At 69.4% G+C, this 25,235-nt stretch carries 19 protein-coding genes; 9 read left to right on the plus strand and 10 right to left on the minus strand.

Annotation, left to right across the window (positions count from 1 at the left end; translation table 11 throughout):
* Positions 1-99 precede the first annotated feature (99 nt).
* From ASG60_RS19290 to ASG60_RS19310, 5 genes are all read left to right on the plus strand, one after another.
* Positions 100-1,575, plus strand: a complete 1,476-nt coding sequence (locus tag ASG60_RS19290; RefSeq protein WP_056387238.1) for a SulP family inorganic anion transporter — start codon at positions 100-102, stop codon at positions 1,573-1,575.
* 89 nt (positions 1,576-1,664) lie between these two features.
* A complete protein-coding gene (edd, locus tag ASG60_RS19295; RefSeq protein WP_056304389.1) occupies positions 1,665-3,488 on the plus strand; it encodes a phosphogluconate dehydratase in 1,824 nt (607 codons plus the stop codon).
* A 167-nt stretch (positions 3,489-3,655) separates the two neighbouring features.
* A complete protein-coding gene (eda, locus tag ASG60_RS19300) occupies positions 3,656-4,273 on the plus strand; it encodes a bifunctional 4-hydroxy-2-oxoglutarate aldolase/2-dehydro-3-deoxy-phosphogluconate aldolase (RefSeq protein ID WP_056267642.1) in 618 nt (205 codons plus the stop codon).
* 773 nt (positions 4,274-5,046) lie between these two features.
* Positions 5,047-6,693 (plus strand): porin, encoded by a 1,647-nt coding sequence (locus ASG60_RS19305; RefSeq protein ID WP_056387240.1) that lies wholly within the window; start codon positions 5,047-5,049, stop codon positions 6,691-6,693.
* 280 nt (positions 6,694-6,973) lie between these two features.
* Positions 6,974-7,903, plus strand: a complete 930-nt coding sequence (locus tag ASG60_RS19310; protein WP_056387242.1) for an amino acid ABC transporter substrate-binding protein — start codon at positions 6,974-6,976, stop codon at positions 7,901-7,903.
* Positions 7,904-7,964: 61 nt separating this feature from the next.
* Here the strand turns inward: ASG60_RS19310 and ASG60_RS19315 are convergent, their stop codons facing one another.
* Together ASG60_RS19315 and sseA are read right to left on the minus strand one after the other, a co-directional pair.
* A complete protein-coding gene (locus ASG60_RS19315) occupies positions 7,965-8,777 on the minus strand; it encodes an urease accessory protein UreD (RefSeq protein ID WP_244474357.1) in 813 nt (270 codons plus the stop codon).
* A 59-nt stretch (positions 8,778-8,836) separates the two neighbouring features.
* Positions 8,837-9,682, minus strand: a complete 846-nt coding sequence (gene sseA / locus ASG60_RS19320; protein WP_056387412.1) for a 3-mercaptopyruvate sulfurtransferase — start codon at positions 9,680-9,682, stop codon at positions 8,837-8,839.
* 246 nt (positions 9,683-9,928) lie between these two features.
* Here sseA and ASG60_RS19325 point away from each other — a divergent pair, with 246 nt between their 5' ends.
* Positions 9,929-10,177 (plus strand): hypothetical protein, encoded by a 249-nt coding sequence (locus ASG60_RS19325; RefSeq protein ID WP_056304386.1) that lies wholly within the window; start codon positions 9,929-9,931, stop codon positions 10,175-10,177.
* Positions 10,178-10,183: 6 nt separating this feature from the next.
* Positions 10,184-10,546 carry a hypothetical protein gene (locus ASG60_RS19330; protein WP_056267652.1) on the plus strand — a complete coding sequence of 121 codons (363 nt, stop codon included), beginning with the start codon at positions 10,184-10,186 and terminating at the stop codon, positions 10,544-10,546.
* On the opposite strand, the gene ASG60_RS19335 is transcribed toward ASG60_RS19330, so the two are convergent.
* Positions 10,527-11,723 (minus strand): GNAT family N-acetyltransferase, encoded by a 1,197-nt coding sequence (locus ASG60_RS19335; protein WP_244476721.1) that lies wholly within the window; start codon positions 11,721-11,723, stop codon positions 10,527-10,529. The two genes, ASG60_RS19330 and ASG60_RS19335, sit on opposite strands and share 20 nt — an antisense overlap.
* A gap of 26 nt (positions 11,724-11,749) precedes the next feature.
* Entirely contained in the window at positions 11,750-13,162 is a 1,413-nt protein-coding gene (locus ASG60_RS19340; protein ID WP_056387250.1) for an oligosaccharide flippase family protein, read from the minus strand.
* A 252-nt stretch (positions 13,163-13,414) separates the two neighbouring features.
* Between ASG60_RS19340 and mntR the strand changes: the two genes are divergently transcribed.
* Positions 13,415-13,867 (plus strand): manganese-binding transcriptional regulator MntR, encoded by a 453-nt coding sequence (gene mntR / locus ASG60_RS19345; protein WP_056267662.1) that lies wholly within the window; start codon positions 13,415-13,417, stop codon positions 13,865-13,867.
* A gap of 6 nt (positions 13,868-13,873) precedes the next feature.
* Here mntR and ASG60_RS19350 read toward each other — a convergent pair whose 3' ends face one another.
* The 6 genes from ASG60_RS19350 to ASG60_RS19375 form a co-directional block, all read right to left on the minus strand.
* Complete coding sequence (locus ASG60_RS19350) at positions 13,874-15,151, minus strand: type III PLP-dependent enzyme (RefSeq protein ID WP_056387252.1); 1,278 nt, start codon at positions 15,149-15,151, stop codon at positions 13,874-13,876.
* Entirely contained in the window at positions 15,144-16,640 is a 1,497-nt protein-coding gene (locus ASG60_RS19355; RefSeq protein WP_056175816.1) for an AMP-binding protein, read from the minus strand. Before ASG60_RS19355 ends, ASG60_RS19350 begins: the two co-directional genes overlap by 8 nt.
* Positions 16,641-16,644: 4 nt before the next feature.
* Entirely contained in the window at positions 16,645-16,923 is a 279-nt protein-coding gene (locus ASG60_RS19360; RefSeq protein WP_244473877.1) for an acyl carrier protein, read from the minus strand.
* A gap of 96 nt (positions 16,924-17,019) precedes the next feature.
* On the minus strand, positions 17,020-17,937 hold the full coding sequence (locus ASG60_RS19365; protein ID WP_056362713.1) for a transglutaminase family protein: 918 nt from the start codon (positions 17,935-17,937) through the stop codon (positions 17,020-17,022).
* Entirely contained in the window at positions 17,934-20,453 is a 2,520-nt protein-coding gene (locus ASG60_RS19370) for a circularly permuted type 2 ATP-grasp protein (RefSeq protein ID WP_056387255.1), read from the minus strand. Before ASG60_RS19370 ends, ASG60_RS19365 begins: the two co-directional genes overlap by 4 nt.
* A complete protein-coding gene (locus ASG60_RS19375) occupies positions 20,450-23,719 on the minus strand; it encodes a transglutaminase family protein (RefSeq protein WP_056387257.1) in 3,270 nt (1,089 codons plus the stop codon). The genes ASG60_RS19370 and ASG60_RS19375 overlap by 4 nt, the downstream gene beginning before the upstream one ends.
* A gap of 351 nt (positions 23,720-24,070) precedes the next feature.
* Between ASG60_RS19375 and ASG60_RS19380 the strand changes: the two genes are divergently transcribed.
* Positions 24,071-25,231: a putative zinc-binding peptidase gene (locus ASG60_RS19380; RefSeq protein ID WP_056175832.1), complete on the plus strand. Its 1,161-nt coding sequence runs from the start codon at positions 24,071-24,073 to the stop codon at positions 25,229-25,231.
* Positions 25,232-25,235: the final 4 nt, after the last annotated feature.

The raw sequence follows: 25,235 nt of genomic DNA on the forward strand, positions 1-25,235 counted from the left end.
GCGGATGCCCGCATGGGCGCCGCGCCTCCTCCTGGCATCCCCCGACGCCGCAGCCCCGAACGGGCCGGCCCGCGCACGGGGCGAACGGACTGATCTTCCATGACCCGACGCAACCTGCGGAGCGAGTGGGCTCCCGATGTCACGCGCGAACTCCTGGCCGGGACGGTGGTGGCCCTCGCGCTCATTCCCGAGGCCATCGCGTTCTCCCTCATCGCCGGGGTCGACCCCAAGGTCGGCCTCTACGCCTCGTTCTGCATCGCCGTGGTCTCGGCCTTCGCGGGCGGGCGCCCGGCCATGATCTCGGCCGCCACCGGCGCCATGGCGCTCGTGATGGTGACCCTCGTGAAGGAGCACGGCCTCGGCTACCTCTTCGCCGCCACCATCCTGACGGGATTCCTGCAGATCGGCGCAGGGGCGCTGAAGCTCGGCAACCTCATGCGGTTCGTCTCGCGCTCCGTCGTCACCGGCTTCGTCAATGCGCTCGCGATCCTCATCTTCCTCGCGCAGATGCCGGAACTCTTAGGCCAGGGCGCGACGGTCTACGCCATGACGGCCGCCGGCCTCGCCCTGATCTACGGCCTGCCGTACCTCACGAGGGCCGTGCCCTCGCCGCTGGTGACCATCGTGCTGCTCACGATCGTCGCCGTCGCGTTCGGCCTGCCGATCCACCGCGTCGGCGACATGGGGGCCCTGCCGACGGAACTGCCGTTCTTCGCCCTGCCGCAGGTGCCGTTCACGTGGGAGACCCTGCGGATCGTCCTGCCCTACGCGCTCACCCTCACCATGGTGGGCCTGCTCGAGAGCCTGATGACGGCCGCCATCCTCGACGAGATGACCGACACCGGTTCGAACAAGAACCGCGAATGCGCCGGCCAGGGTCTCGCCAACATCACCGCCGGGTGCTTCGGCGGCATGGCCGGATGCGCCATGATCGGCCAGTCGGTGATCAACGTCTCGTCGGGCGGGCGCGGCCGGCTCTCGACCATGTGGGCGGGCGCGTTCCTGCTGTTCCTCATCGTGGTGCTCGGGCCCTACGTCGCCCAGATCCCCATGGCGGCTTTGGTCGCCGTGATGATCATGGTGTCGATCAACACCTTCCAATGGGGCTCCGTCCGCACCCTGCTCACCCACCCCAAGAGTTCGAGCGTCGTGATGCTCGGCACCGTCGCGGTGGTGGTGGCGACCCACGACCTCGCCCGGGGCGTGCTGTTCGGCGTGGTGCTCAGCGGCCTGTTCTTCGCCCACAAGGTGACGCGGTTCTTCGCCGTCGCCTCGGAGCGCACCGGCGGCACGCGCACCTATCGGGTGACGGGGCAGATCTTCTTCGCCACGGGGCAAGCCTTCCACGACGCCTTCGACTTTCGCGAGGACGGCCTCGAGCGCCTGGTTATCGACCTCACGGCGGCCCATTTCTGGGACATCACCGGCGTCAACGCCCTCGACCGGGTGGTGCTGAAGTTCCGCCACCACGGCGTAACCGTCGAGATCGTCGGCATGAACGCCGCGACCGCCACCCTGGTCGAGCGTCTCGCCACCCACGACAAGCCCGGCGCGACCCTTGCCTCAGGGCACTGACCGGACGCCCCGGTAGCCACGGCGGTGCCGCCGTGGTCTGAAGGCGTTCCAGACTTCGCGCCAGACTTCGCACCACGCGAGGACCAGACATGACCGAGCTTCACCCCGAGATCGCCGCCGTCACCGCGCGGGTGACCGAGCGCTCCAGGCCGACGCGAACGGCGTATCTCGATCTCGTCGCCCGCGAGCGGGACCACGGCGTCCACCGGCCGATGCTCAATTGCGGCAACCTCGCCCACGGCTTCGCGGCCTCCGGCGAGGACAAGCCGGCGATCCGCGCCGGCCGCACCATGAATATGGCCATCGTCACGGCCTACAACGACATGCTCTCGGCCCATCAGCCCTACGGCCGCTACCCCGAGCAGATGAAGATCTTCGCCCGCGAGGTCGGCGCGACGGCGCAGGTGGCGGGCGGCGTGCCGGCCATGTGCGACGGGGTCACCCAAGGCCAGCGCGGCATGGAGCTGTCCTTGTTCTCGCGCGACACCATCGCGCTCTCCACCGCCATCGCGCTCAGCCACGGCATGTTCGATTCCGCCGCCCTGCTCGGCATCTGCGACAAGATCGTGCCGGGCCTCATCATCGGGGCCCTGCGCTTCGGCCACCTGCCGATGATCCTGATCCCGGCGGGACCCATGCCGTCCGGAATCGCCAACAAGGAGAAGCAGCGCGTCCGCCAGCTCTACGCCGAGGGCAAGGTCGGGCGCGACGAACTGCTCGAATCCGAATCCGCTTCCTATCACGGGGCCGGCACCTGCACCTTCTACGGCACGGCGAATTCCAACCAGATGATGATGGACGTGATGGGCCTGCACATGCCCGGCGCCTCGTTCATCAATCCGGGCACGAAGCTGCGCCAGGCCGTGACCCGGGCCGCCGTGCACCGCCTCTCCGAGATCGGCGCCACGGGCAACGATTACCGGCCGCTCGGCCACTGCATTGACGAGAAGGCCATCGTCAACGCCGTGGTGGGGCTGCTCGCCACCGGCGGCTCGACGAACCACGCCATCCACCTGCCCGCTATGGCGCGGGCCGCCGGCATCGTCCTCGACTGGGAGGATTTCGACCGGCTCTCGGCGGTGGTGCCCCAGGTTGCCAAGGTCTATCCCAACGGCTCGGGCGACGTGAACCACTTCCACGCCGCCGGCGGCATGAGCTACGTCATCGCCAGCCTGATCGACGCCGGGCTGCTGCACGACGACATCCTGACGGTGGCGGGCACGCGCCTGCGCGATCATGCCCGCGACCCCAAGCTCGTCGACGACGCGCTGGTGTTCGAGGACGCGCCGGAAAAATCCCACGACGAGAGCATCCTGCGCGGCCCCGCCGACCCGTTCCAGACGGATGGCGGCATGCGCCTCGTGAAGGGCAATCTCGGCCGGGCGACGTTCAAGACCAGCGCCGTCGAGCCGTCGCGCTGGACCATCGAGGCGCCCGCCCGCGTCTTCGACGACCAGGACGACGTCCTGGCGGCGTTCAAGGCCGGCGAACTCGAATGCGACGTCGTGGTGGTGGTGCGATTCCAGGGGCCGCGCGCCAACGGGATGCCCGAACTCCACAAGCTCACGCCCCAGCTCGGCGTGCTGCAGGACCGGGGGTTTCGCGTGGCTCTCGTCACCGACGGGCGCATGTCGGGGGCGTCCGGCAAGGTCCCGGCGGCGATCCATCTCAGCCCCGAAGCCCTCGGCGGCGGCCCCCTTGCGAAGATCCGCGACGGCGACAGGGTCCGCCTCAGCGCGGAGGACGGCAGCCTCGAAGTCCTCGTCGATCCCGCCGAATGGGATCGTCGCGATGACGCCGCGGCCCCCGCGCCCGCCTTCGGCACCGGCCGCGAGTTGTTCGCTTTCCTGCGCCACGGCGCCGACGGCGCCGAGCAGGGCGCCTCCGCCATGCTGGCCGCCGCCGGATTGTAGGATGGCCTTTCCGGCCCATCGGTTCGCCGCGTGTCTCCGCGAGGGAGAGGCAAGGCGGGGGCTTCCTCTCCTTCCGGGAGAGGGAGCCCGTTGCGACCGCTCGATCCCAGGCGAGCGCACGCGTTTGGTATGATAGCCTCCGCTTCCCGAACCCCGAGGATCGCCCCATGACCAGCATCGACGCGCTGATGCGCTCCGTTCCCGTCATCCCCGTGCTGGTGGTCGAGGACGTGGCCCATGCCGAGCCCATCGCCCGGGCGCTGGTGGCCGGCGGCCTCACCGCCCTGGAGGTGACCCTGCGCACCCCCGCCGCCCTGGAGGTGATCCGCATCATGTCCGGGGTCGAGGGCGCCGTCGTCGGCGCCGGCACCGTGCTCAACCCGCGCGATCTCGACGCCGCCCTGCAGGCGGGCGCCCGGTTCGTCGTCAGCCCGGGCCTCACCGAGTCCCTCACCCGCGCGGCCATCGACCGGGGCGTGCCCTACCTGCCGGGCATCGCCAATTCGGCCGACATCATGCGCGGCCTCGATCACGGCCTCGATCGGTTCAAGTTCTTCCCGGCCGAGGCCGCCGGCGGCATCAAGGCCCTCAAGGCTCTGGCCGGGCCGTTCCACGCCGTCCGCTTCTGCCCGACCGGCGGCATCACCGAGGCCACCGCGCCCGACTGGCTCGCCCTGAAGCCGGTGCTGTGCGTGGGCGGCTCCTGGGTGGTGCCCGCGGGCTTGCCCGAGGAAGCGGTGATCCGCCGCTCGGCCGAGGCCGCCGCTCGCCTGCGCGCCGCCTGAGGGGGACCGAGCAGTCCCACCCGGCCCATCGGCGCCATGGAACCGCTCGGGGCATGGCCTCGACAGCGCGGGGTCGGGCCTCGGGCCGGGGACCGTCGGTGTTGCGTCACCCGGGACGCCCGGGGGACGAAGCCGCTTGGCCGCCTTCGGATCTCAGGACCCCGATCCCCCGGCGTCGCCCGATTCGCACGGGCTTACCCGGAGCTGGGAGGCCGGGCCCCGCGTCATCCACAGGGGGTGTGGACGCCGCCGGGCCGTGATGGCCGATCCACCGGGATCGCCCGACGGGATCGCTTGGTATGCCAAGCGTCGGCTCCGACTCGGCATCCATCTTGAAAATAATCCCGTGCCTGCCTCAGAAAACGCCATTCAAATCAACGGAAGAATGATTTCAGGCCTTTTTCAATCTAGAAGCGGAATCATAATTCAAGGTTGAGCCGTTATAGGGCAGTTTGTTCTCCCTGGTCCAGGTCTAGGCGCGCGTCGCAGCGGCCCGGAAACCGCCTGTGCGTCATACGCTTAGCCGCCTGTGCAACGTTGCATGGCCGCAACACGGCAGCGGAACCGCTGTGCTGATCACGTTTTCGAGTTGCCCGGCGGAACCGGCTCGCACAGAGTGACTGGGCACTGGGGGCATCGCCAGCGCAACACTTCTGCAAACCAGCGAACATCGCTCGGCTGTTGAAAAATAAGGACGACACGGGTCGTGGTCCGCCGGATCACCATGCCCGAAATCGTTCATCCCTCGGGTCTCGAAGCTTTTGGAGATATCAATGAAGCTCTTGAAGAGCTCGCTTCTTGCCTCTGCTGCTGGTTTTGCAGCCGTCGCTGGAGCACACGCAGCCGACCTTCCGGTCAAGAAGGCTGCCCCCATCGAATACGTTCGCGTCTGCTCCGCCTACGGCGCCGGCTTCTTCTACATCCCCGGCACCGAGACCTGCATCCGTCTCTCCGGCCGCGCCCGCCTCGAAATCGGCTACCAGCAGCAGGACAGCCGCTCGGGCAGCAACGGTGACACCACCGGCTACCGTGGCCTCGCCCGCATCAACGTCGACGCCCGCACCCAGACCGCCTACGGCACCCTGCGCGCCTTCACCCGCCTCGAATTCGCCTCTCGCACCGGTTCGACCCAGGGCCTGCGCTCGGGCACCCAGGAGCGCATCGGCAACGCCTTCGGCGCCAGCGGTCAGGATCAGTTCGGCCGCGTCCAGCAGTTCGTGAGCACCGAGAAGGCCTTCATCCAGTTCGCCGGCCTCACCGCCGGTCGCGCCTCCTCGTTCTTCGACTTCTACGCCCACGACTTCGAGATCAGCTCCGCCACCGGCGGTTCGGACCTCGCCTCCACCAACCTGCTCGCCTACACCACCAAGCTCGGCACCGGCGGCTTCTCCGCCACGGTCTCGCTGGAAGACCCGAGCTTCCGCCGCAACACCATCTACTCGCAGGAAGCCACCACCTCGCCTGCGCCGCAGCGCGTCCTGATCAGCACCGATGCCTTCGGTCGCCCGGTCTTCGGCGCCGTCGACGTGTCCCAGCGCAACCGCGTGCCGGACTTCGTCGGTGTCCTGCGCTACGACGCCGCCTGGGGTTCGGCCCAGCTCTCGGCCGCCGCCAAGGAGCTCAACACCGCCAACTTCATCCAGGGCTACGCCGCGGGCGCTCCCCCGGCCGGCGTGCCGATCGCCAACTTCGCCGGCTTCACCGCCCGTCCCGCCTCCGAGTTCGGCTGGGCCGTGCAGGGCGGCGTGAAGATCAACATGCCGTTCATCGCCCCCGGCGACACCTTCTACCTCCAGGGCGCCTACGGCGAGGGCGCGACCCTCTACACCGGCTACTCCTCGTACAACGGGTCCTACGCCTCCCGCGTCAGCACCATCGCGGGCGCCGCCTTCGACCCCTACATGTCGGATGCGACCCTCAACCCGCTCACGGGTAAGATCGAGCTCTCGACCTCGTTCACCGTCGTCGGTTCGTTCCTGCATTACTGGTCGCCCGAGTGGCGTTCGGCGATCTTCGCCAGCTACGGCGAGCTGAGCTTCGCCCGCGGCGCCCGCTTCAACAACGCCCTGGCCTACGCCACCGCCACCGGCGCCCCCGGCGCCAGCGCCGCCACCGTCAATGCCCTCGCCGGCTCGCAGTTCACCGGCATCATCGGCACGCCGTCCTACAACGTCAGCCCCGTGCTGCGTGACACCTACCAGGTCGTCGCCGGCGCCAGCCTGATCTGGTCGCCCGTCAAGGATCTCGATATCGGCGTCGAGGGCCTCTACACCAAGGTCGGCGTCCAGAGCGGCCGTGTGGTCGATCAGACCCGCTCCAACGGTGCCGTCAACGCGATCAACCTCGCCAACGGCAACGTCAAGACGGTCACGGCCGACGACACCTACCAGATGCGCATGCGCATCCAGCGCGACTTCTAAGCCGCTTTCGACCGGTCGGTGTCGCTGCGACATCCGACCGGTCGGGACCACCACACCTTCGAGAACACGAACTGGCCCGGCTGCGAAGCCGGGCCTTTTTGCGTCTCGGCCTGGCCCAGTCCGGCACGCGAGTTGCGAGTTACAGGTTGCGCCGAACAGTGCGCATTCCTCGAGATCCGTGGAAATCACCGATTGCGTCGGCGGTGGCCGTCGCTAACCTGCTATAAGTGCCTTCAGCGATGGACGTCGTGCCAATCGCCCCCCGGGAGTCAGCCTGACAATGCGTTCGCGCCATTCAAGATCCGCCGTCACGGCGGCTTTCGTTGCTTTTGCGGTCTCGGCCACGGCCGCGGGTTCTGCCCAGGCCGACGATCTGACCGGCACCTTGAAAAAGATCAAGGAAACCAACGGGATCACCATCGGCTACCGCGATGCATCGGTGCCGTTCTCCTACCTCGACAACGATCAGAAGCCCGTCGGATACGCGTTCGAGATCTGCAAGAAGGTCGCCGATGCGGTGAAGGTCAAGCTCGGCCTGCCGAAGCTCGAGGTGAAGTACAACCCGGTCACTTCGGCGACGCGTATCCCCCTCATCGCCAACGGCACCATCGATCTCGAGTGCGGTTCGACGACGAACAACCCCGACCGCCAGAAGCAGGCGACCTTCACCAACACCCACTTCCTCACGGCCACCCGCTTCGTGTCGAAGAAGACCGCCAAGCTCGACAAGATCGACGATCTCAAGGGCAAGACCGTGGTCTCGACCTCGGGCACGACCAACATCCGTCAGATCAACGAGATCAACACGGCCCGCAACCTCGGCCTGACCATCCTGCCGGCCAAGGACCATGCCGAGGCCTTCCTCATGGTCGAGACCGGCCGCGCCGTTGCCTTCGTGATGGACGACGTGCTGCTCGCCTCGCTCGCCGCCAGCTCTAAGGAGCCGGGCGCCTACAGCATCTCCAGCGAGGCCCTGTCGAAGCCCGAGCCCTACGGCATCATGCTGCGCAAGGACGATGCCCCGTTCAAGGCGGTCGTCGACGAAGCCACGGCCAAGCTCTACAAGAGCCCCGAGGGCAAGGCGCTGTACGACACTTGGTTCACCAAGGCGATCCCGCCGCGGGGCATCAACCTGAACCTGCCCATGAGCGAGGCCATGGTGAAGGCGTTCGCCAACCCGAGCGACAGCCCCGATCCGGCCGCCTACTGATTCGAACCGCCTGATCCGGTTCGTGAGAGGGGCTCCGGCGATGCTGGGGCCCCTTTTTGCATCAGGCCTGCCACACCCGGGGGAGGGGGCCGCCGCGGTAACCGACGAGGATGTGCTGGGCCAGCGCCCGCAGGGCCGCCGGGTCGCTCCCGAGGAACCGCACCACGAGGTTCCCGTTCCAGGCGCTCGCCGCCGCCTCGACGCCATCCCGCGCGCCCGCTCCGTCGAGCAGCGCCCGTATGGCGTCCAGGCGGCCTTCGGCCCCGGGCGCCACGTGAACCAGAGTCGCCATCGCCCGGGCGTCGTCCCCGATGGCCGCCCGTTCCAGGGCGTCCGCGATCGCGCCCTCGAGGCGCACCGAATCGGCGTAGACGAGGCGCCCGTCGCGCCGGATCCGCCAGTGATCGTGGAAGCGGCCCTCGCGGATCCGCTCGCCGCGCGCCACCCGCCCGAACGTCACCGCCTCGAACGCGAGCAGGCCCGCATCGCCATCGAGATCGGCGACGAGGCTGCGCTCCAGACTGGCTCCGTCGAACAGGATCGTCTCCTGCGGCAGGAAGGCGAGGTGGCCGCCGGCACCCACCGCGACCCGCGTCTCGATGATCGTCCTCGGCCCGTCGGAGCGATAGATCTTCTCCGCCGCCGTGGTGGTGAGCACGAGCTCCGCCCCCGGCCCGACGGCGACGGACACGGCGAAACGGTCGCCGCAGGCGATGCCGCCGGCGCTGTTCAGCAGCACCGCCTCGCACGGCCCCGCCGGCCCGCGCGGCAGGCGCACGCGCAAGGGGCCGGCTTCGGCGATGTCGAGGATTCGCGTGTCGGAACCGAGCCGTCCGACGCGCAGGTGCACGCGCCCGTCCGAGCGCTGGCGCATGGGCGGCGTGGAACGGTCGCCGGCCGTCACAACAGGGCGTGCGCCGGCGCGCCGACACCTCATGCGCCGGTGGCGACGGGGCGCTCCGGGTCCGAACCCCATTCCGACCACGACCCGTCGTAGAGGGCCCGTGCCGGCCGTCCGAGGCTCTCCAGGGCGAGCGAGACGATGGCGGCCGTGACGCCGGATCCGCAGGTGGTGATCACCGGCTTGCCCGGATCGACGCCGTTCTCGGCGAACACCACCCTCAGGGCGTCGGGCTCCTTCAGCCGGCCCCCCGCTTGCAGCGCCGAATAATGGACGTTCCGGGCGCCCGGCATATGGCCCGGACGGACCCCGGGCCGGGGCTCCGCTTCCTCGCCGCGAAAGCGCGGCCCGGACCGCGCGTCGACGACCTGGGCCGATCCGGATTCGAGAGCGCGCGCAACGTCTTGCGCATCCGCCACGGCCCCGTTGTCGAGGCGGGCCGTGAAGGGCCGGGGCTCGCGCGCCCGCCCTTCGCCGTCCTCGACGGGCCCACCCGCCGCGACCCAGGCCGGAAATCCACCCTCCAGAATCGCGGCGTCGCGCGCGCCGAACACCTGCAGCATCCACCGCACCCGGGGTGCCGAGAACAACCCCAAGCCGTCATAGACCACGATCTGCGCGCCATCGCCGATGCCGAGCGCCCCCATCCGTGCGGCGAACACCTCCGGCCGCGGCAGCATGTGCGGCAGGCCGGACGTCCCGTCGCTCATGGCATCGATGTCGAAGCGCACGGCGCCGGGGATGTGCCCGGCCCGGTACTCGGCCGCCGCGTCGCGCCCCTGCGCCGGCAGGTACCATGAGCCGTCGAGGACCACGATGTCGGGGGCCGCGATCCGGGCCTTGAGCCATTCGGCGGTCACGAAAGGCGTCGTCGCCATCTTGTCTGAATCCATGCAGTCTCGGGGATGGGCACACTCAACCATATCCCGGCGCGACATGCATCCATCGCCGGAATTCGGGCGCCCGGGCGATCGACATCCCGCGGAACGATGCCGAGCTTTACGCGCGAAGCCGCCCGCCATGGTTTCACGGGCGAAGCCGCCCGCCATGGTTTCACGCGCGACGCCGCCCGCGATGCCCTATGTCATCCGTCGCCCCCTTCGGAAAGCCGGAGCGTTCCACCTTTGACCCCACGCGAGACCTTCCACATCGAGATCTTAAGCCCGGAACCGGTGGCGGACGGCGAGGACCCCGTGCGCCAGCGGGTCTCCGTCCGCGTCGGCAGTCTGGAAAGTGCCACGGAGCGTGCCTTGAGCCTGTTCGCCCGCGCCCGCGCGCCGCAGCGCGGCGGCGGACCCGCCGAAGCCGTACGGGTCATCGACGGGGCCGGGACCGAGGTGTTTCGCCGAAGCCGCTTCGACGAGCCGGGCTGAGGAGTGATGCGACGCCTGTCCCGTCTTCTCCTGATCCCGGCCCTGGTTCTGGCCTTCTGCGCCCTGTTCGTGCGGAGCTACAGCCTGCCGCCGGCGCCCGACCGGCGCGGCGGCACGGTCGTCGTTCTCGACTGGCCGAACCGGCCGTTCTTCGGAAGTCCCCGCGGCGATTGCCTTGGGCAGCCCGCGTCCGATCTCCCCATCGCCTGCCTCATCGCTTCCGTCGCCCGTTCGCGGGAGGCCGTGGTGCTGGCGTCCCTGCCGTTCTGCGTCACCTGCCACGACCTGTCGCAGCGCATCGCCGCTTTCGGCCGCGATCCCGCTTCCGTCTCGGCGGCGCAGGCACGGATCAGTCGCTTCGGCTGGTAGGGGGCGCCGAACGTCTCCACGGCCACACGCTTGCGAGGACCGAAGCCGGGCTTCGGCGAGCGAGGGAACGGCTCAGCCAGGCACGCAAGGCTTCGAGCCGCCGGGCAAGTCCGAACAGCGGGTCGCCCCCCGGCGTCGCAACAAGCACGTGCGCGAGGGGCATCCGTCCCGCCCAGAACGTCTCGGCGAGGCGGAAATCCGGTGGTGCGCAGGAATCGGCCCCGGTGAGACCGGCATCCGCGATGACGCTCAGGGTCATGCGATGGACGAGTTGTGCGCCGGGGGAGTCGCGGGCCTCCGCTTCCGCGAACGAGATCTTCAGGCACCACGCCGTACCTCCGGTGACGTAGGTCACCGCGCTGGCCAGCGTCGTGTCCCCGCGTCGTAGCCGGTCGATCCGGGCCGTGCCGCGCGCCCCGAAGGCTTCCACGGATGCGTGCAGGAACGCGACCTGCTCCGGAGAATCGCCGAGGGCGGTCCCGGCGCGGCCCTTCCAACCCCTTCCTTCGAGGGCGACGTAGTCGTCCAGGGCCGCGCCGAGGTTCGCCGGATCACGCACCGTTTCGAACGTCATGGGCCCGAGGCGTTCGGCCGATTGCCGGAGGCGCCGGCGGCGTCGCGCGGACAGGTGGTCGAGCGCGGCGGCGCGCTCGGGCTCCGTCCGGCCGGAGAGCTCGAGGACGGCGCGGGCATGGGGCCAGAAATCGGCACGCGGCAAACCGTATGCGCGGCACGCCCCCGACAGCAGTTCCGCGAAGGGGCCGCGTGTGGGCACATAGGTCAGCATCAGGCGCCGGCCGGCGAGGTGACCGGCCGCACGCAGAAGAGCATCGAGGGCGTGGGCCGGCCTGTCCGGATCGAGGAGGGGAACACCGAAAACACCGAACCCGTGCATCCAGCCCATGGCGAGCCGCAGGGGAAAGCCCCAGCGTCGCCATCCGCGTCGGCACGGCCACACGGCAATGAGGCGGAGGCCTGGCTCTTCCGGCGGGCGATCTCCCACCAGCAGCACCTCTACGCCGGCCCCGAAGGCCTCCCGGGCGGAGAGGGCGAAATCGGCGTCGTAGAACAGGTTCTCGATGAAGGGACGCCGGCTCAGGGTCCGCCAGGCCGCGATCCACGGCGCCGTCGGATCGAGGGGGCGCAACGCGGCGACCCAGTCATCGGCCCGATGCAAGGGCGGGGTGTCCCTGCGACCGGCCATCAGGTGCCGCGTCTGCGTCGGATCAGGGTCGCGACTCCGAGGATGTCGAAGCGCCACGCCATGGCGCCGGCCCCGAAGAGCAGGATCACGAGTTCGAGGACGACGGCCGGTACCGTCCGCCCGGCGCCCGAAGCCTCGATCCACCCGATGGCGAGCCTGCAGGCGAGGGCGGTCGCTGCGATGATGGAAACGTCGCGCCAGGGCACCGGCATCCGGATGCCGCTCGGGTCGCCGACGATGAAGACGAGGCACGCCAAGGCCTGTCCGACGACGACGGCGATGGCGGCGCCGGTGATCCCATACGGTGGGATCAGCACGGCCGAGAGGCCCGTGATGGTGATCAGGAGTGTGACGGACGCGACGGCGTCGAGGCGGCTCGACGCGGAAAAGTAGATCACCTGCCCGAAATAGTACGAGCGCAGCATCAGGAGGACGCTGGCGGCCACGAGGAGGGGGGCCACGCCGAGGGCGGCGGCGCGATAATCCGGCCCGAGGAGAATGGCGACCACGAGATCGTCGAAGGCGAGGAAGAAGACGCCCCCGAAAGCCGCGATGAGCGTCATGAGCCGCGCGGCGCCCTCCAGAACCGGGCGGGCGGCCTCCATGCCGCCGCTGCGCGCCTCCCGTTTGGCGATGGAGACGAGGGCGAGGGCGATGCTGTCGCCGAACACGACGAAGCTCTGTCGGAGAAAATCGGAGAACGCACCGTAAGCGCCGAGTTCGGCGACACCGACGCTCTGGCCGATGATGAGGCGGTCGATGGTTTGAGCCAGGGCCGCGGCGGCGAAGGACAGGACCAGGGGCCATCCATAACTCAGCAGGCGGCGCGCTTCTGCCCAGCTCCCGCGCCCGCCTAGGAGCGGTCCGATGGCGAACAGCGGGGACAAGGCGGCCAGGATGTTGGCGAGTGCCGTCGCGAGCAGAAGATCGACGGCGTGCCCGGTCCAGAGGAGGACGCCGCTTCCGAGCACGAGAACCAGGATTGCACGCAGGACGATGGCGGCGGCCACGGCACCGACCTCGAGACGGGTACGGGCGATCTCGCAGGCCCCCTCGAACACCATCATGCCGAGGACGGCCGCCACGATGGCGGCGGCCGCGGCGGGCGCGACGATTCCGAGCCAGGCTCCGAGGGCGGCCGCCAGGGCGGCGAGGGCGATCATCGCCCCGAGCAGGCGCACGACGGTACCGACCTGATCCGGCGCGCGTGCCTCTTCGTAGAGAGCGAAGAACGAGAACTTCGGCCACTGGCAGGTGGCGCCGTAGAGGACCAAGGCCCATGACAGCATCAGAAGGTAGCCGCCATAAGCCTCCACCGGTGCGAGCCGGGTGAAGACCGCCAGGGACGCCATGTTGAGGGCCGCTCCAACTCCGCGCGAGCCGACATAGGTGAGGGTGTGGCGGGCGATCATCGACGATCCACGGATCGGGCGGGCGTTGCTGGACGTCGATGGCGTCCCGTCGCTTCCACCGTTCTGTTCCACCCGTCGTCGACGCGGGCTTACCCGCTGGAGCCGCATCGAGCCCTAGCACGCCGGTGTTGCCGAGGTGTCAACGCAGTCGGACGGTGCCGATGGGGGGTCCCTTTCGCGCGCCGCCTTCGCTACACAGCGGAGATCGGACGCCCATCCGGCGCATCCACGGGAAGGGAGACGGCCGGTCACATGCAGGATTCGTCGCGATCCGATCCCGCCACCGCGCTCGTCGATCCCGACGTGCATGTGGAGAGCTTTCGCCAGGCCCGCGAAGCGCGGCGCTTGGAGCTGGTGGAGGATTACGTCGAACTCATCGCCGACCTCATCGGTGACGGCGGCGAGGCGCGCCAGGTCGACATCGCCGCGCGCCTCGGCGTGGCCCAGCCGACCGTCGCGAAGATGCTCAAGCGATTGGTGGAAGACGGCCTCGTCCAGCAGCGGCCGTATCGTGGCGTCTTCCTCACCACGGCCGGGCAGGCGCTTGCGGTGCAGAGCCGGGAGCGCCACCGCATCGTCGAGAAATTCCTGTGCGTCCTCGGCGTCAGCGCCGAGACGGCCCGGCGCGATGCCGAAGGCATCGAGCACCATGTCAGCGCCGAGACCCTGGAAGCCTTCCGGCGCTTCTCGGAGGGCAAGGTCTGAGGGGCGTCACCGCCCGATCGGCACCGCCCGTCCGCCATCGACGAGGATTTCCGCCGGCAGGGGGTGGCTGAGAAAGCCGGTCGGGCTCGCGGTCAGGCCGTAGGCACCCGATTGCAGCACGGCGACGAGGTCCCCGGCGGCGAGATCGGGCAGGAGCGCATTGCGCGCCAGCATGTCGAGGGGCGTGCAGAGGGGGCCGACCACGGTGCAGGGCGTGCGCACGCCACCCTGCGGTTCGACGACCGCGGCGACCGGATAGTCGCGTTTGACGATCTGCCCGAGATTGCCCGACGCAGCCAAATGATGATGCATGCCTCCGTCGGTGATGGCGAAGCGTTGCCCGCGCGAGACCTTCACGGCGCGGACCTCCGCCACGTAGATCCCGGCCGCTCCGACGAGATAGCGTCCCGGTTCGAGGACGATGCGCGCGGTCGCGAGGCCGGAAGTGGCGGCCACCATCGCGCGCAGGTTCGGGATGCCGGCGCCGACGGCGTCGAGGTCGAGGGCTGTATCGCCCGCGAAGTACGGGATACCGAGGCCGCCGCCGAGATCGACGGTCTCGAGGGGGCGCTCGATCCGAGCGGCGACCCGGGCGGCCAGCCGCAGGCCGTAGGCCCATTGGCCGAGGAGGGTCGCGGCGGAAAGCCCCTGCGTCCCGGCGAACAGGTGCAGGCCGACCAGGCGGAGGTCGGGTTCGGCCTCGACCCGATCGACGACGGCGTCCAGTTCCTCCTCGTCGAAGCCGAAGGGCGACGGCTTGCCGCCCATGCGCATGGCCCCACCCTGCGCGTCCGGCCCGGGATTGACCCGGATCGCCACGGCGGTCCTGCATCCGTGCCGGGCGGAGGCCGCCGCGACGCGCTCCATCTCTTCGATATTCTCGAGATGGATCTCGCCGATGCCGCCGGCGACGACCCGATCGATATCGGCCTCGCTCTTTCCCGGTCCGGCAAACAGGACCCGCTCGGATCGCACGCCGGCGGCCAGGGCCGCCTCGTATTCCGCACCCGATGCGATCTCGGCACCCGCTCCCGCCTCGGCGAACACGCGGATGACGGCCGGGCGCGGATTGGCTTTGACGGAATAATCGACCTCGGCGAAGCCCGCGACGGCCTGCGACAGGGCACGGTAGGCCCGTCGCATGAGATCGGCATCGTAGACGAAGAGCGGCGTGCCGTGGGCCCGTGCGAGGGCGGCGAGATCGAGTCCACCGACCTGAATCACCCCATCGTGCCTCGGGAAATCGGCGGCGATCAGGTGTTGGGCGAGACCGTCGTCAGACATCCCGGCGTTCCGCCGCGAGGCGCTTGTAGTCGATCTTGCCATTGGGCGTGACGGCCAGGGACGTCACCGTTTCGATGGTGCGGGGGACCATGTGGGGGGCCACGGTTTCCCGCAGGGCGCGGAGGGCCGCCTCGGGGTCCGGACCGCCCTCGGCGGGGATACCGATGGCATGGATGCGTTGCCCGAGACTCGGATCGGGCAGCCCGATGACCGCCACGGCACGGAAGCCGCCCGTCGCCATCAGCGCCGCCTCGAGCTCGGTCGGGCTGACGCGAAAGCCCGAGGTCTTGATCATCGCATCGTCGCGGCCGACGAAGGTGAAGTAGCCGTCCGTGTCCTCGACGACGATGTCGCCCGAGCGGCACACGGGTGGTCCGCCCGGAACGACGGGATCGGGCACCAGCACGCGCGCGGTGTCCTCGGGCCTGTTCCAGTAGCCGAGGGACACGGTCGGGCCGCGATGCATGAGGATTCCGGGCTCGCCCGGCGCGGTGCGGCGTCCGTCGGCGGTGACGGCGAAGATCTCGGTCTCCGGGATGGCGCGACCCATGGAGCCCGGGCGGGCTTCGAGCTCCGCGGGCGGGAGCCAGGTCGACCGGAAGGCTTCCGTCAGCCCGTACATCAGCACGATGTCCGTGTGGGGCAGTGCCCGGCGGAGGCGTGCGACGGTGTCCAGGGGCACCGCCCCCCCGGAATTGGTGACGTAGCGCAGGCTCGCCAGATCCGCCGTGGCGAGGCGCGGCGCGGCGCGGGTCAGGAGGGTCCACAGGGTCGGCACCCCGGCGAGACCGGTGATCCCGTGTGTTTCGATGGCGCGCACCACTTCGTCGCCGAACCGGGCGTCGAGGAGCACGAGGCAGGCGCCCTGCTCGACGGCCGTGAGGAGCTGGTTCAGGCCGTAATCGAAGGCGAGGGGCAGCACCGACAGGATGCGTTCGTCCGGCGTGAGGCCGAGGTAGGTCCGCACGATGCGGGTTCCGGCGAGGAGGTTGGCGTGCGAGAGCATGACGCCCTTCGGCAGGCCGGTGGAGCCGGAGGTGTAGAGGATGGCGGCGAGATCCGGGGGCGGGGCCGGCCCGTCGCGCTCCGGCAGGATCAGGAGGACGCCGCCGGGCATCGATGCCTCGGCCTCGACCGCGAGACCGTCTCCGAGGGCGGCGCGCAAGACCGCTTCGGTCAGAAGGGCGCGTGCGCCGCAATCCTCGACGATGTGGCGGATCTGGGCCGCGCGCAGGCTCGGATGGATCGGCACGAAGGCGGCGCCGGCTTGCGCGATGGCGAACAGGGCCGCGCATTCGCCGGTGGATTTCGGCAACAGAACCGCGATCCGATCGCCGGGGCGGACACCGGCTTCGATCAGCCGGGCCGCCAAAGCGGCGACGCGGTCACGCAAGCCTGCGTAGGTCAGACGCTCCGCGCCGGCCACGAGGGCCGTGCGGTCCCCGGCCGGCCGGTCCAGCAAATGGTGAACGCGGGTCGGCCCTTCCATCGCCTCAGGCTCGATCCCGCTTGGCCGCGGCATAGGCCGCGAGGGCATCGATGCTCTCGAAATGGGCGAGGGCGAACGCGTCCTCCTCGATCTCGAACCCGAAGCGTTCGCCGAGGTCCATCATCAAATCGAGGACGCCGATGGAATCCAACGCGTCGCTCGTCACCAACGACGTCCGGCCCGTGATGGCGTCGGGAGCGAGACCGGGATTGCGCCCGAGGATGAACGCGCGGATGGCCTCGCGCGCTTCGCTCACCGTCTCCACGCTGTGTCTCTCGACCAAGGCTCGCACTCCACCGGACGCCCTTGCGGGGACGTGACGCGATTAAGCCATGCGAGGTGCGCGTGTCCATGCGGTGGGTGCGTTCGCGAGCGAACGTCAGACGGAGTCCACTGCTTCCGCACTCGCCGTTTCGGGCATCGGCTCGCCATCCGGCACCACGTCGACCTCGACCTTGAGCTTCTGCGAGCCGGATGACGAGACGATGCCGTCGATGGGCGAGACGTCCGTGTAGTCGCGTCCGCGCGCCACGACGATGTGGTCGTCGCACATGCCGATTCCGTTGGTGGGATCGAGGCCGATCCAGCCCTCTCCGCACCAGACCGAGACCCAGGCGTGGCTGGCATCGGCGCCGCGCAGGCGGGGGCGCCCGACGGGGGGAATGGTGCGCAGGTAGCCGCTGACATAGGCCGCTGGCAGTCCGAGACCGCGCAGGCCCGCGATCATGATGTGGGCGAAGTCCTGGCAGACCCCGGCCCGAAGGGCGAACGATTCGGCGAGCGGGGTCCGGACGGAGGTCGCCTTGGCGTCGAACCGGAAATCCTTTCGGATGCGCTGCATCAGGTCGAAGGCGCCGCCATATGCGCTACGCCCGGGCGGAAAGCTCGTCCGCGCATATTCGGTCACCTCGGGGGCGAGGGGCACGCGAATGCTGGGGAAGAGAAAGTGCACCGGTGCGTCCGGCGCGAGTGACCGCCGATCCAACGCGCCGTCGCGGACCCGCTCCCAGGACGGCCCGGATTCGGGCGCGGGTGCGGGGGCGCGCGTGACGTCGACCCGCGAAAGCGACTCGACCCGTAGCTCCGTATGCGGGGTGTCGATGGTGACCGCCACCACGTCGAGGCCGAAATAGTCGCGCCGGACCACCCGCTGGCGCGGCTCGGGGGTGATGGTGAGGGTGCTGCCCAGCACCGTCTGGCCCTCGCCGTCCGTCGGGCGCAGGCGCAGGCCGCAGCGGGCATAGCGGACGGGCCGGGCGTAGCGGTAGGTCGTGAGATGGCGCAGCGTGTAGATCACCCGAGCCCCACGAGCTTCTCCGGCCGCAGGGCGTGCGGACCATTGGGGAAATAGCGGGTCGCGATGGCGTCGGCCAAGCGCTCGAATTCGTTCTCCAGGCGCGCCAGGGTCGCACCGTCGAACTCGGCCGCTTCGCCCGTGGCGAATTCGGCACCGATCCTGGCGGCGAGGCGCTGATGCGGCTCGGGCAGTCCATCGACGCGGAGCGTCGGCAGATCCGACAGGTGCCGCTCGATGGCGACGATCTGGAAGGCGACGGAGCGTGGATTGAACGGATCGAGCAGTACCATGTCGCGCACGGGGTCGAGGGCGGCCCCCTGCATGTAGCGTGCGCCGAAGGCGATATGCGAATCGCAGAGCGAGAGCATCACGCCGAGATCCTCGGCGGTGGCCGCATCTCCGGCGAACTGGGTCGCGAAGGCGCAGGTGTTGATCACCCGCTCGATGCGCCGCCCGAGATCGACGAAGTGCCAGCCCGCCGTGCGGTTCATGTTCTCCTGCGCCAGACCCGCGAGCGCGGCGATGAGACCGAGGCCCCGCTCGGCCAAACCGACGAGTTCGGCCTCGGAATAGGCACGGGCGTCGCCGATATCGAGGAGGTCCTTGAGATCGGCCAGAACCCGCCAGGCTTCGCCCGAGAGCCGTTCGCGCAGGATCGCCGCGTTGGCGCGTGCCGAGAGGCTGTGGCACAGGGCCGAACCGAAATTGTCGCGCTCGCTCAGGGCCTCGCGCGCCAAGGTGGCTGTGGGGAGATCGGGGGCCGAAATCGCCCCCCAATCGTCGAGAAGGGCTCGGATCCGCAACGAGGTCGGAGACCGTGCATCACCGACGATATCGGCGCTGACGGCGGCGCCGACGCTGCCGAGATGCGCGACCACGAGACGGATCACCGCCTCCGCCCGCTCGACGTAGCGCCCGAACCAGAACAGGTTGTCGGCGGCCCGCGACGGTAGGTGTCCGGCGATTCGACGCACCTTCTGGGTCGCGGGCTGAATCGTCGGGACCGACTCGACGGGGCCGTCGGAGAGGATCCAGACGTCGGCCGCCTTGATGCCGGCGCGCATCTCGATGGGGTCGAGGTCGGCACGCTCCGAGATGCGGCAGAAGCCGCCGGGCATCACCCGCCAACCCTCCGGCGTCATCGCGGCGAACACCCGCAAGGCGAAGGGGCGGGGCACGAGGTGCAGGGAGCCGCCGGTGCGATCCCAACCGGGCGTCGTCGCGAGGGGCGCCCGCTCCTGGGCGACGTAGTCGAACGGTCGGTCGCGTAAGGCCGACACGACCCGTTCGCGGTCCGCCCCGAAGGCGAGGGGGGCCATGATCGCGTCGCGGGCCATGCCCTTGGGGGGCGTCGCCACCGGCCGGAGCGTCAGGGCGTCGAGGTTCTGGCGCACATGGGCAAGGCTGTCCGGATCCCCGCACCACCAGGTGCGCGGGCCGGACAATCGAAGGTCGGTGTTCATCATCTGCCGGGCGATGCCGGGCAGATAGGCGGCGAGGGCACCGGACTCGAGGATGCCGGAGCCCGGCATGTTGCCGACGACGAGGCTTCCATTGCGCAGGGCCTCGATCAGGCCCGGGACCCCGAGGCGGGACGACGGGTTCAGTTCGAGGGGGTCGACGTAGTCGGAATCGATGCGGCGCCATAGGGCATCGGCCCGCTTCAGGCCCGAGACCGTGCGGACATGGAGCGCGCCGTCCTGCATCACGAGGTCGTCGCCCTCGACCAGGAGCAGGCCGAGATAGCGCGCGAGCACCGCCTGCTCGACATAGGTCGAACTGAACGGGCCCGACGTGAGCAGGCAGATGCGCGGGTCGCTGCGCTGGGAACCCAGGGCAAGTCCCTGCCGGAGGGCCTGAAAGAACGGCGCCAGACGCTCGACGTGGAGATCGGTGTAGAGATCCGGGAAGGCGCGGGTGAGCACCATCCGGTTCTCCAGGGCGTAGCCCGGTCCGGACGGCGATTGGGTCCTGTCGGCCAGCACCTGCCAGCGCCCGTCGGGTCCCCGGGTGACGTCGGCGGCATAGAGCTTGAGGAAGCGACCGCCCGGCGGCGCGATGCCCGCGAGGGGACGCATGAATTCCGGACTGCCCGCGACGACCGCGGCCGGGAGGAGACCGCCGGCGACGAGGCGGTTGGGGCCGTAGATGTCGGCGAGGATCGCTTCCATCAGCTCCGCCCGCTCGACGATGCCTGCGCTCAAGTCCTGCCAGTCGGCCGCCTCCACCACGAACGGGAGGGAGCCGAGCGGCCAAGCGTGATCGCGCTTGTCGCCGTAGATCCGGTAGGAGATCCCGGTGTCACGGATGTGGCGTACCGCCGAGACGAACCGGGCGGCGATATCCACCTCGGTGAGGTTGCCGAGGTGGTCGAGGACGCGCGTCCAGGCCGCGCGCGGCTTGCCCGAGGCGTCCATGAATGCATCGGGTACGCCGGAAAGCGGCCGGTAGCCGGAGGTCCAGCGTGCCAGCCGTTCCGCCCGCCCGGAGACCTCCGCCTCGGCCGCAGCGTTCATCGCGAAGCCGGGCTCCGCAGGTCGAGGGTCATCGGGAATTCCCGATTGGTCTCCTCCACGGGCATTTCGACCTTGCCGGGGGTGTGGCCGTGGGCCTGGAAGCGGGCAAGGCGCCGTCCCTCCGCCTCGTAGGTGTTGACCGGGAAGGTCTCGTAGTTGCGCCCGCCCGGATGGCTGACGTGGTAGCGGCAGCCGCCGAGCGACCGGCCGCTCCAGGCATCGAGAATGTCGATGGTGAGCGGCGCGTGCGCGGGGATCGTCGGGTGCAGGGAGGAGGCCGGCTGCCACGCCTTGAAGCGCAGGCCCGCCACCGCCTCGCCGGCCGTGCCCGTGCCGGTCATCGGCAGGCGACGTCCGTTGCAGGCGATCACGTGCCGGCCGGGCACGAAGCCCTCGACCTTGACCTGCAGCCGCTCCACGGACGAATCGACGTAGCGCACGGTTCCCCCGATGGCGCCTTCCTCACCCAGCACGTGCCAGGGCTCGAGGGCCTGGCGCAGTTCCAGCTTCACGCCGCCATGCTCCACGGTCCCGAACACGGGAAAGCGGAACTCGCGCTGCGCCACGAACGCGGCTGGATCGAAATCGTAGCCGGCGCCCCGGAGATCCTCCAGCACGTCGAGGAAGTCGGCCCACAGGAAGTGGGGCAGCATGAAGCGATCGTGCAGACCCGTGCCCCAGCGGACACAACCGCCCTCCTGCGGCTCGCGCCACAGCCAAGCCACGATGGCGCGCAGCAGGAGTTGCTGGGCCAGACTCATGCGGGGGTCCGGCGGCATCTCGAACGAGCGGAATTCGAGAAGCCCGAGCCGTCCCGTCGGGCCGTCGGGCGAGTAGAGCTTGTCGATGCAGATCTCGGAGCGGTGGGTGTTGCCCGTCACGTCCACGAGGATATTGCGGAAGATGCGATCGACCAGCCAGCGCGGGATGTTGGGCTCGTCGGGTTTCGGCACCTGCGCCATGGCGATCTCGAGCTCGTAGAGCCCGTCGTGGCGCGCCTCGTCCATGCGTGGAGCCTGGCTCGTCGGGCCGATGTAGAGTCCGGCGAACAGGTACGACATGGCCGGATGGCGTTGCCAGTACAGCACCAGGCTCTTCAGGAGGTCGGGCCGGCGCAGGAATGGTGAATCCGTCGGCGTGGCGCCGCCGAGCACGACGTGATTGCCGCCGCCGGTGCCGGTGTGGCGACCGTCGGTCATGAATTTCTGCGCGCCGAGGCGGATCTGGCGTGCGTCCTCGTAGAGGTCCGTGGTGATCGTCACGGCATCGCGCCAGGACGGAGCAGGATGGACGTTGACCTCGATGACGCCGGGGTCCGGGGTGACCTTGATGACGTTCATGCGCGGATCGAACGGCGGCTCGTAGCCCTCGATGTGCAAGGTCTGCTTGAGTTCGGCCGCCGCGTCCTCGAGATGGCCGAGGAGTTCGAGATACTCGTCCACCCGTTCCAGGGGCGGCATGAATACGTGAATGACGCCGTTGCGCGGCTCCACGGCGAAGGCCGTGCGCACCGCGACGCCGGTCATGCCCGACCCGTTGATGGTCTCGGCGCCCGGATGGCCTTCCGGCAGGGCGTCGCGTGCCTCCAGGGGGTCCTGGGGCTGGTAGTAGGGATAGCTCTGCGGCGGCACGTAGGGCAGCGACGAGAGCGGCAAGCGGTAGCCGACGGGGGAATCGCCCGGCGTGAGGAAGGCGTGACCGCGCCGGAACTCCCAGGGCTCCGAGACCCAGATGCGGTCCGCAGCACCCTCCCGGCCTGTCGGAAGGCTCGCTAGCGGCAACGCGTATCCGGCGGGAGCGCCGAGCCCGCGCTCGAACACCCTCGCCATGCGAGCGTTGGTCTCGGGATTCGGAAATCTCGGTTCCGAGGTGGTGACGTTGACGGGAAGCTCATCGCGCTTCTCCGTCCAGTAGACCGGATCCTCGAAGGCGGGAAAGACATAGGGACCGAGCCCGATGCGCTTGGCGACCCCGTCGATCAGGGCCTTGGCTTGGGTCGCGTTGGCGTCGCGCGGTCCATCCTCGGCGGCAATCAGACTGTCGTCCTTCCACACCGGCACGCCGTCGCGGCGCCAGTACAGGGCGAAGGCCCAGCGCGGCAGGCTCTCGCCCGGATACCACTTGCCCTGGCCGTAATGGAGCATGCCGCCGGGTGCGAAGCGCGTGCGCAGGCGCCGGATGAGCTTGTCGGCCAAGCCGCGTTTCGTCGGTCCCACGGCGGCGGCGTTCCACTCCGCCGATTCGAAATCGTCGATGGACACGAAAGTCGGCTCGCCGCCCATGGTCAGGCGCACGTCCTGCTCGGCCAGATCCACGTCGATGCGGTCGCCGAGCGCGTCCATGGCCGCCCAGATCTCGTCGGAAAACGGCTTGGTGATCCGCGGGGCCTCGGCGACCCGCGTCACCGTCATCTCGAAGCCGAACGCGACCTCGGCCGGCTCGGCGAGCCCCGAGATGGGCGCGGCCGAATTGTAGTGCGGGGTCGCGGCGAGCGGGATGTGGCCCTCGCCGCAGAGAAGGCCGGACGTGGCGTCGAGGCCGATCCAGCCGGCGCCCGGGAGATAGACCTCGGCCCAGGCATGCAGGTCGGTGAAATCGGTGGAGGTCCCGACGGGGCCGTCGACCGCGGTGGTGTCGGGGATGAGCTGGATCAGGTAGCCGGAGACGAAACGGGCGGCCATCCCGAGGCGGCGCAGGATCTGCACCATCAGCCACGCGGAATCGCGGCACGAACCGCTCTTCAGGGTCAGGGTCTCGGCGGCGCTCTGCACGCCCGGCTCCATGCGGACGCCGTAGGTGATCTCGCCCGCCACCTGGGCGTTGAGGGCCACGAGGAACAGGACCGTGTTCGGTTCGGCCGGAAGGCGGGTCAGGAATTCGTCGACCTCCGGCGCCATGGCCTCGTCGAGCACGAGGTAGGGCTTCAGCTCCGCCGTGAGATCGTCGGCGTAGGTGAAGCCGCGCGCCTGGGCATACTCCTCCACGAAGAAGTCGAACGGGTTGATCACCGACATGTCGGCGGTGAGATCGACCTCGATCTTCAGCTCGGTGGTTTTCTCGGGGAAGATGAGGCGCGCGAGCCAGTTTCCGTTCGGGTCCTGCTGCCAGTTGATGAAGTGGTTCTCGGGCAGGATTTTGAGGGAGTAGGCCGGTACGGCGGTGCGCGTGTGCGGCGCGGGCCGCAGGCGGATCACCTGTGGACCGAGCGCGATCGGCCGGTCGTAGGTGTAGTGCGTGACGTGGTGCAGGGCGGCTTTGATCGACACGGGGACTCCCGCAGTACCAGGGCGTGGGGCCGGAGGGGCGTGGACACGCCCGATCCGGCTGCGGAGAACCGGGCCACCGCCCTGCGGTGCTCCCGGGGGATGCTGTCTTCAAGCCATACGCCAACGGTCGCGCTTGTGCGATGGGCTTGCCGACGATGTGCCGTCGTGCCGTGGGGCACAGACCTCGCATCGAAGCGAGTCCGTAAGCAAGTTCCGTGCATGATCCGCTGGCGGCCCGGTCTGGGAACATAGTCGGACGCCACCGCTTAGCTCACCGCGTCGGGGGGCGGGTCGTTCCCGGTGGGCACGTGGTGCTTGAGGGTGGTAAGGGACGGGCATCGGAACGGCATCATGAAGATCTTCCAGTGCCAGGCCTGCGATCAGCCCGTCAGCTTCGAAAGCACGGCTTGCGAGAGCTGCCAGCGCCGCCTCGGCTATGTGGGTGAAGTGCATGAGATGTCGGCACTGGAGCCCGTCGGCGAGATCTGGCACGCCTATGCCAACCCGACCCGCAAGTACCGCTTCTGCGCCAATGCGGAGCACGGCGCCTGCAACTGGCTCGTGCCCGACGACATGCCGGAGCGGTACTGTACCGCATGTCGTCACAACCGTGTGGTGCCGGACCTCGGCATCACCTGGAACCTCACGCGCTGGCGCCAGATCGAGGCGGCCAAGCATCGGCTGTTCTACTCCCTGCTCCGCCTGAACCTGCCGCTGATGAACCGGACGGAGAATCCCACCACGGGGCTCGCCTTCGATTTCCTGGTCGACCCGTCGGAGAGCTACCGCATCGGGCCGCCCGTCCTCACGGGGCACCACAGCGGCATCATCACCCTGAACATCGCCGAGGCCGACGACGTCGAGCGTGAGCGGCGGCGGATGCTGTTCGGCGAGTACTATCGCACCCTGCTGGGGCACTTCCGGCACGAGATCGGGCATTACTTCTGGAACGTGCTGGTGCGGTTCGACCAGAGTTTGTGGACGTTCCGGTCGCTGTTCGGCGACGAGCGGGACAATTATGGCCGTGCACTGCAGCGGCACTACCGGGAAGGCGCACCGCCGGACTGGGAGGAATCCCACGTCAGCGCCTACGCCACCAGCCATCCGTGGGAGGATTTCGCCGAGACCTGGGCACAGTATCTCCACATCGTCGACACGGTGGAGACGGCCGGCACCTTCGAACTCCACGTGCGGCCGCGCCTGCGCAACGGGCCGGCGGACCCCGTCGTGATCGACTACGATCCCTACCAGATTCCGGATTTCAGCCGCCTGGTCGAAGCGTGGCTGCCGCTCACCTACGCGGTGAACTCCTTGAGCCGCAGCATGGGGCAGCCGGCGCTCTACCCGTTCAAGCTGACGCCGGCGGTGATCGCCAAGCTGTCCTTCGTCCACGAGCGCATCGTCACCATGCGTTGCATGGGCCATGGCATGGACAGCGAGGAGGCCGGATCGGAAATCCTGAAGGCGGTCATCACCGGTCTTCGCAAGCGCGTCGCTGCACCGAACGTCTGATGTC

The organism is Methylobacterium sp. Leaf469, from assembly GCF_001424745.1.
GTDB lineage: Bacteria > Pseudomonadota > Alphaproteobacteria > Rhizobiales > Beijerinckiaceae > Methylobacterium.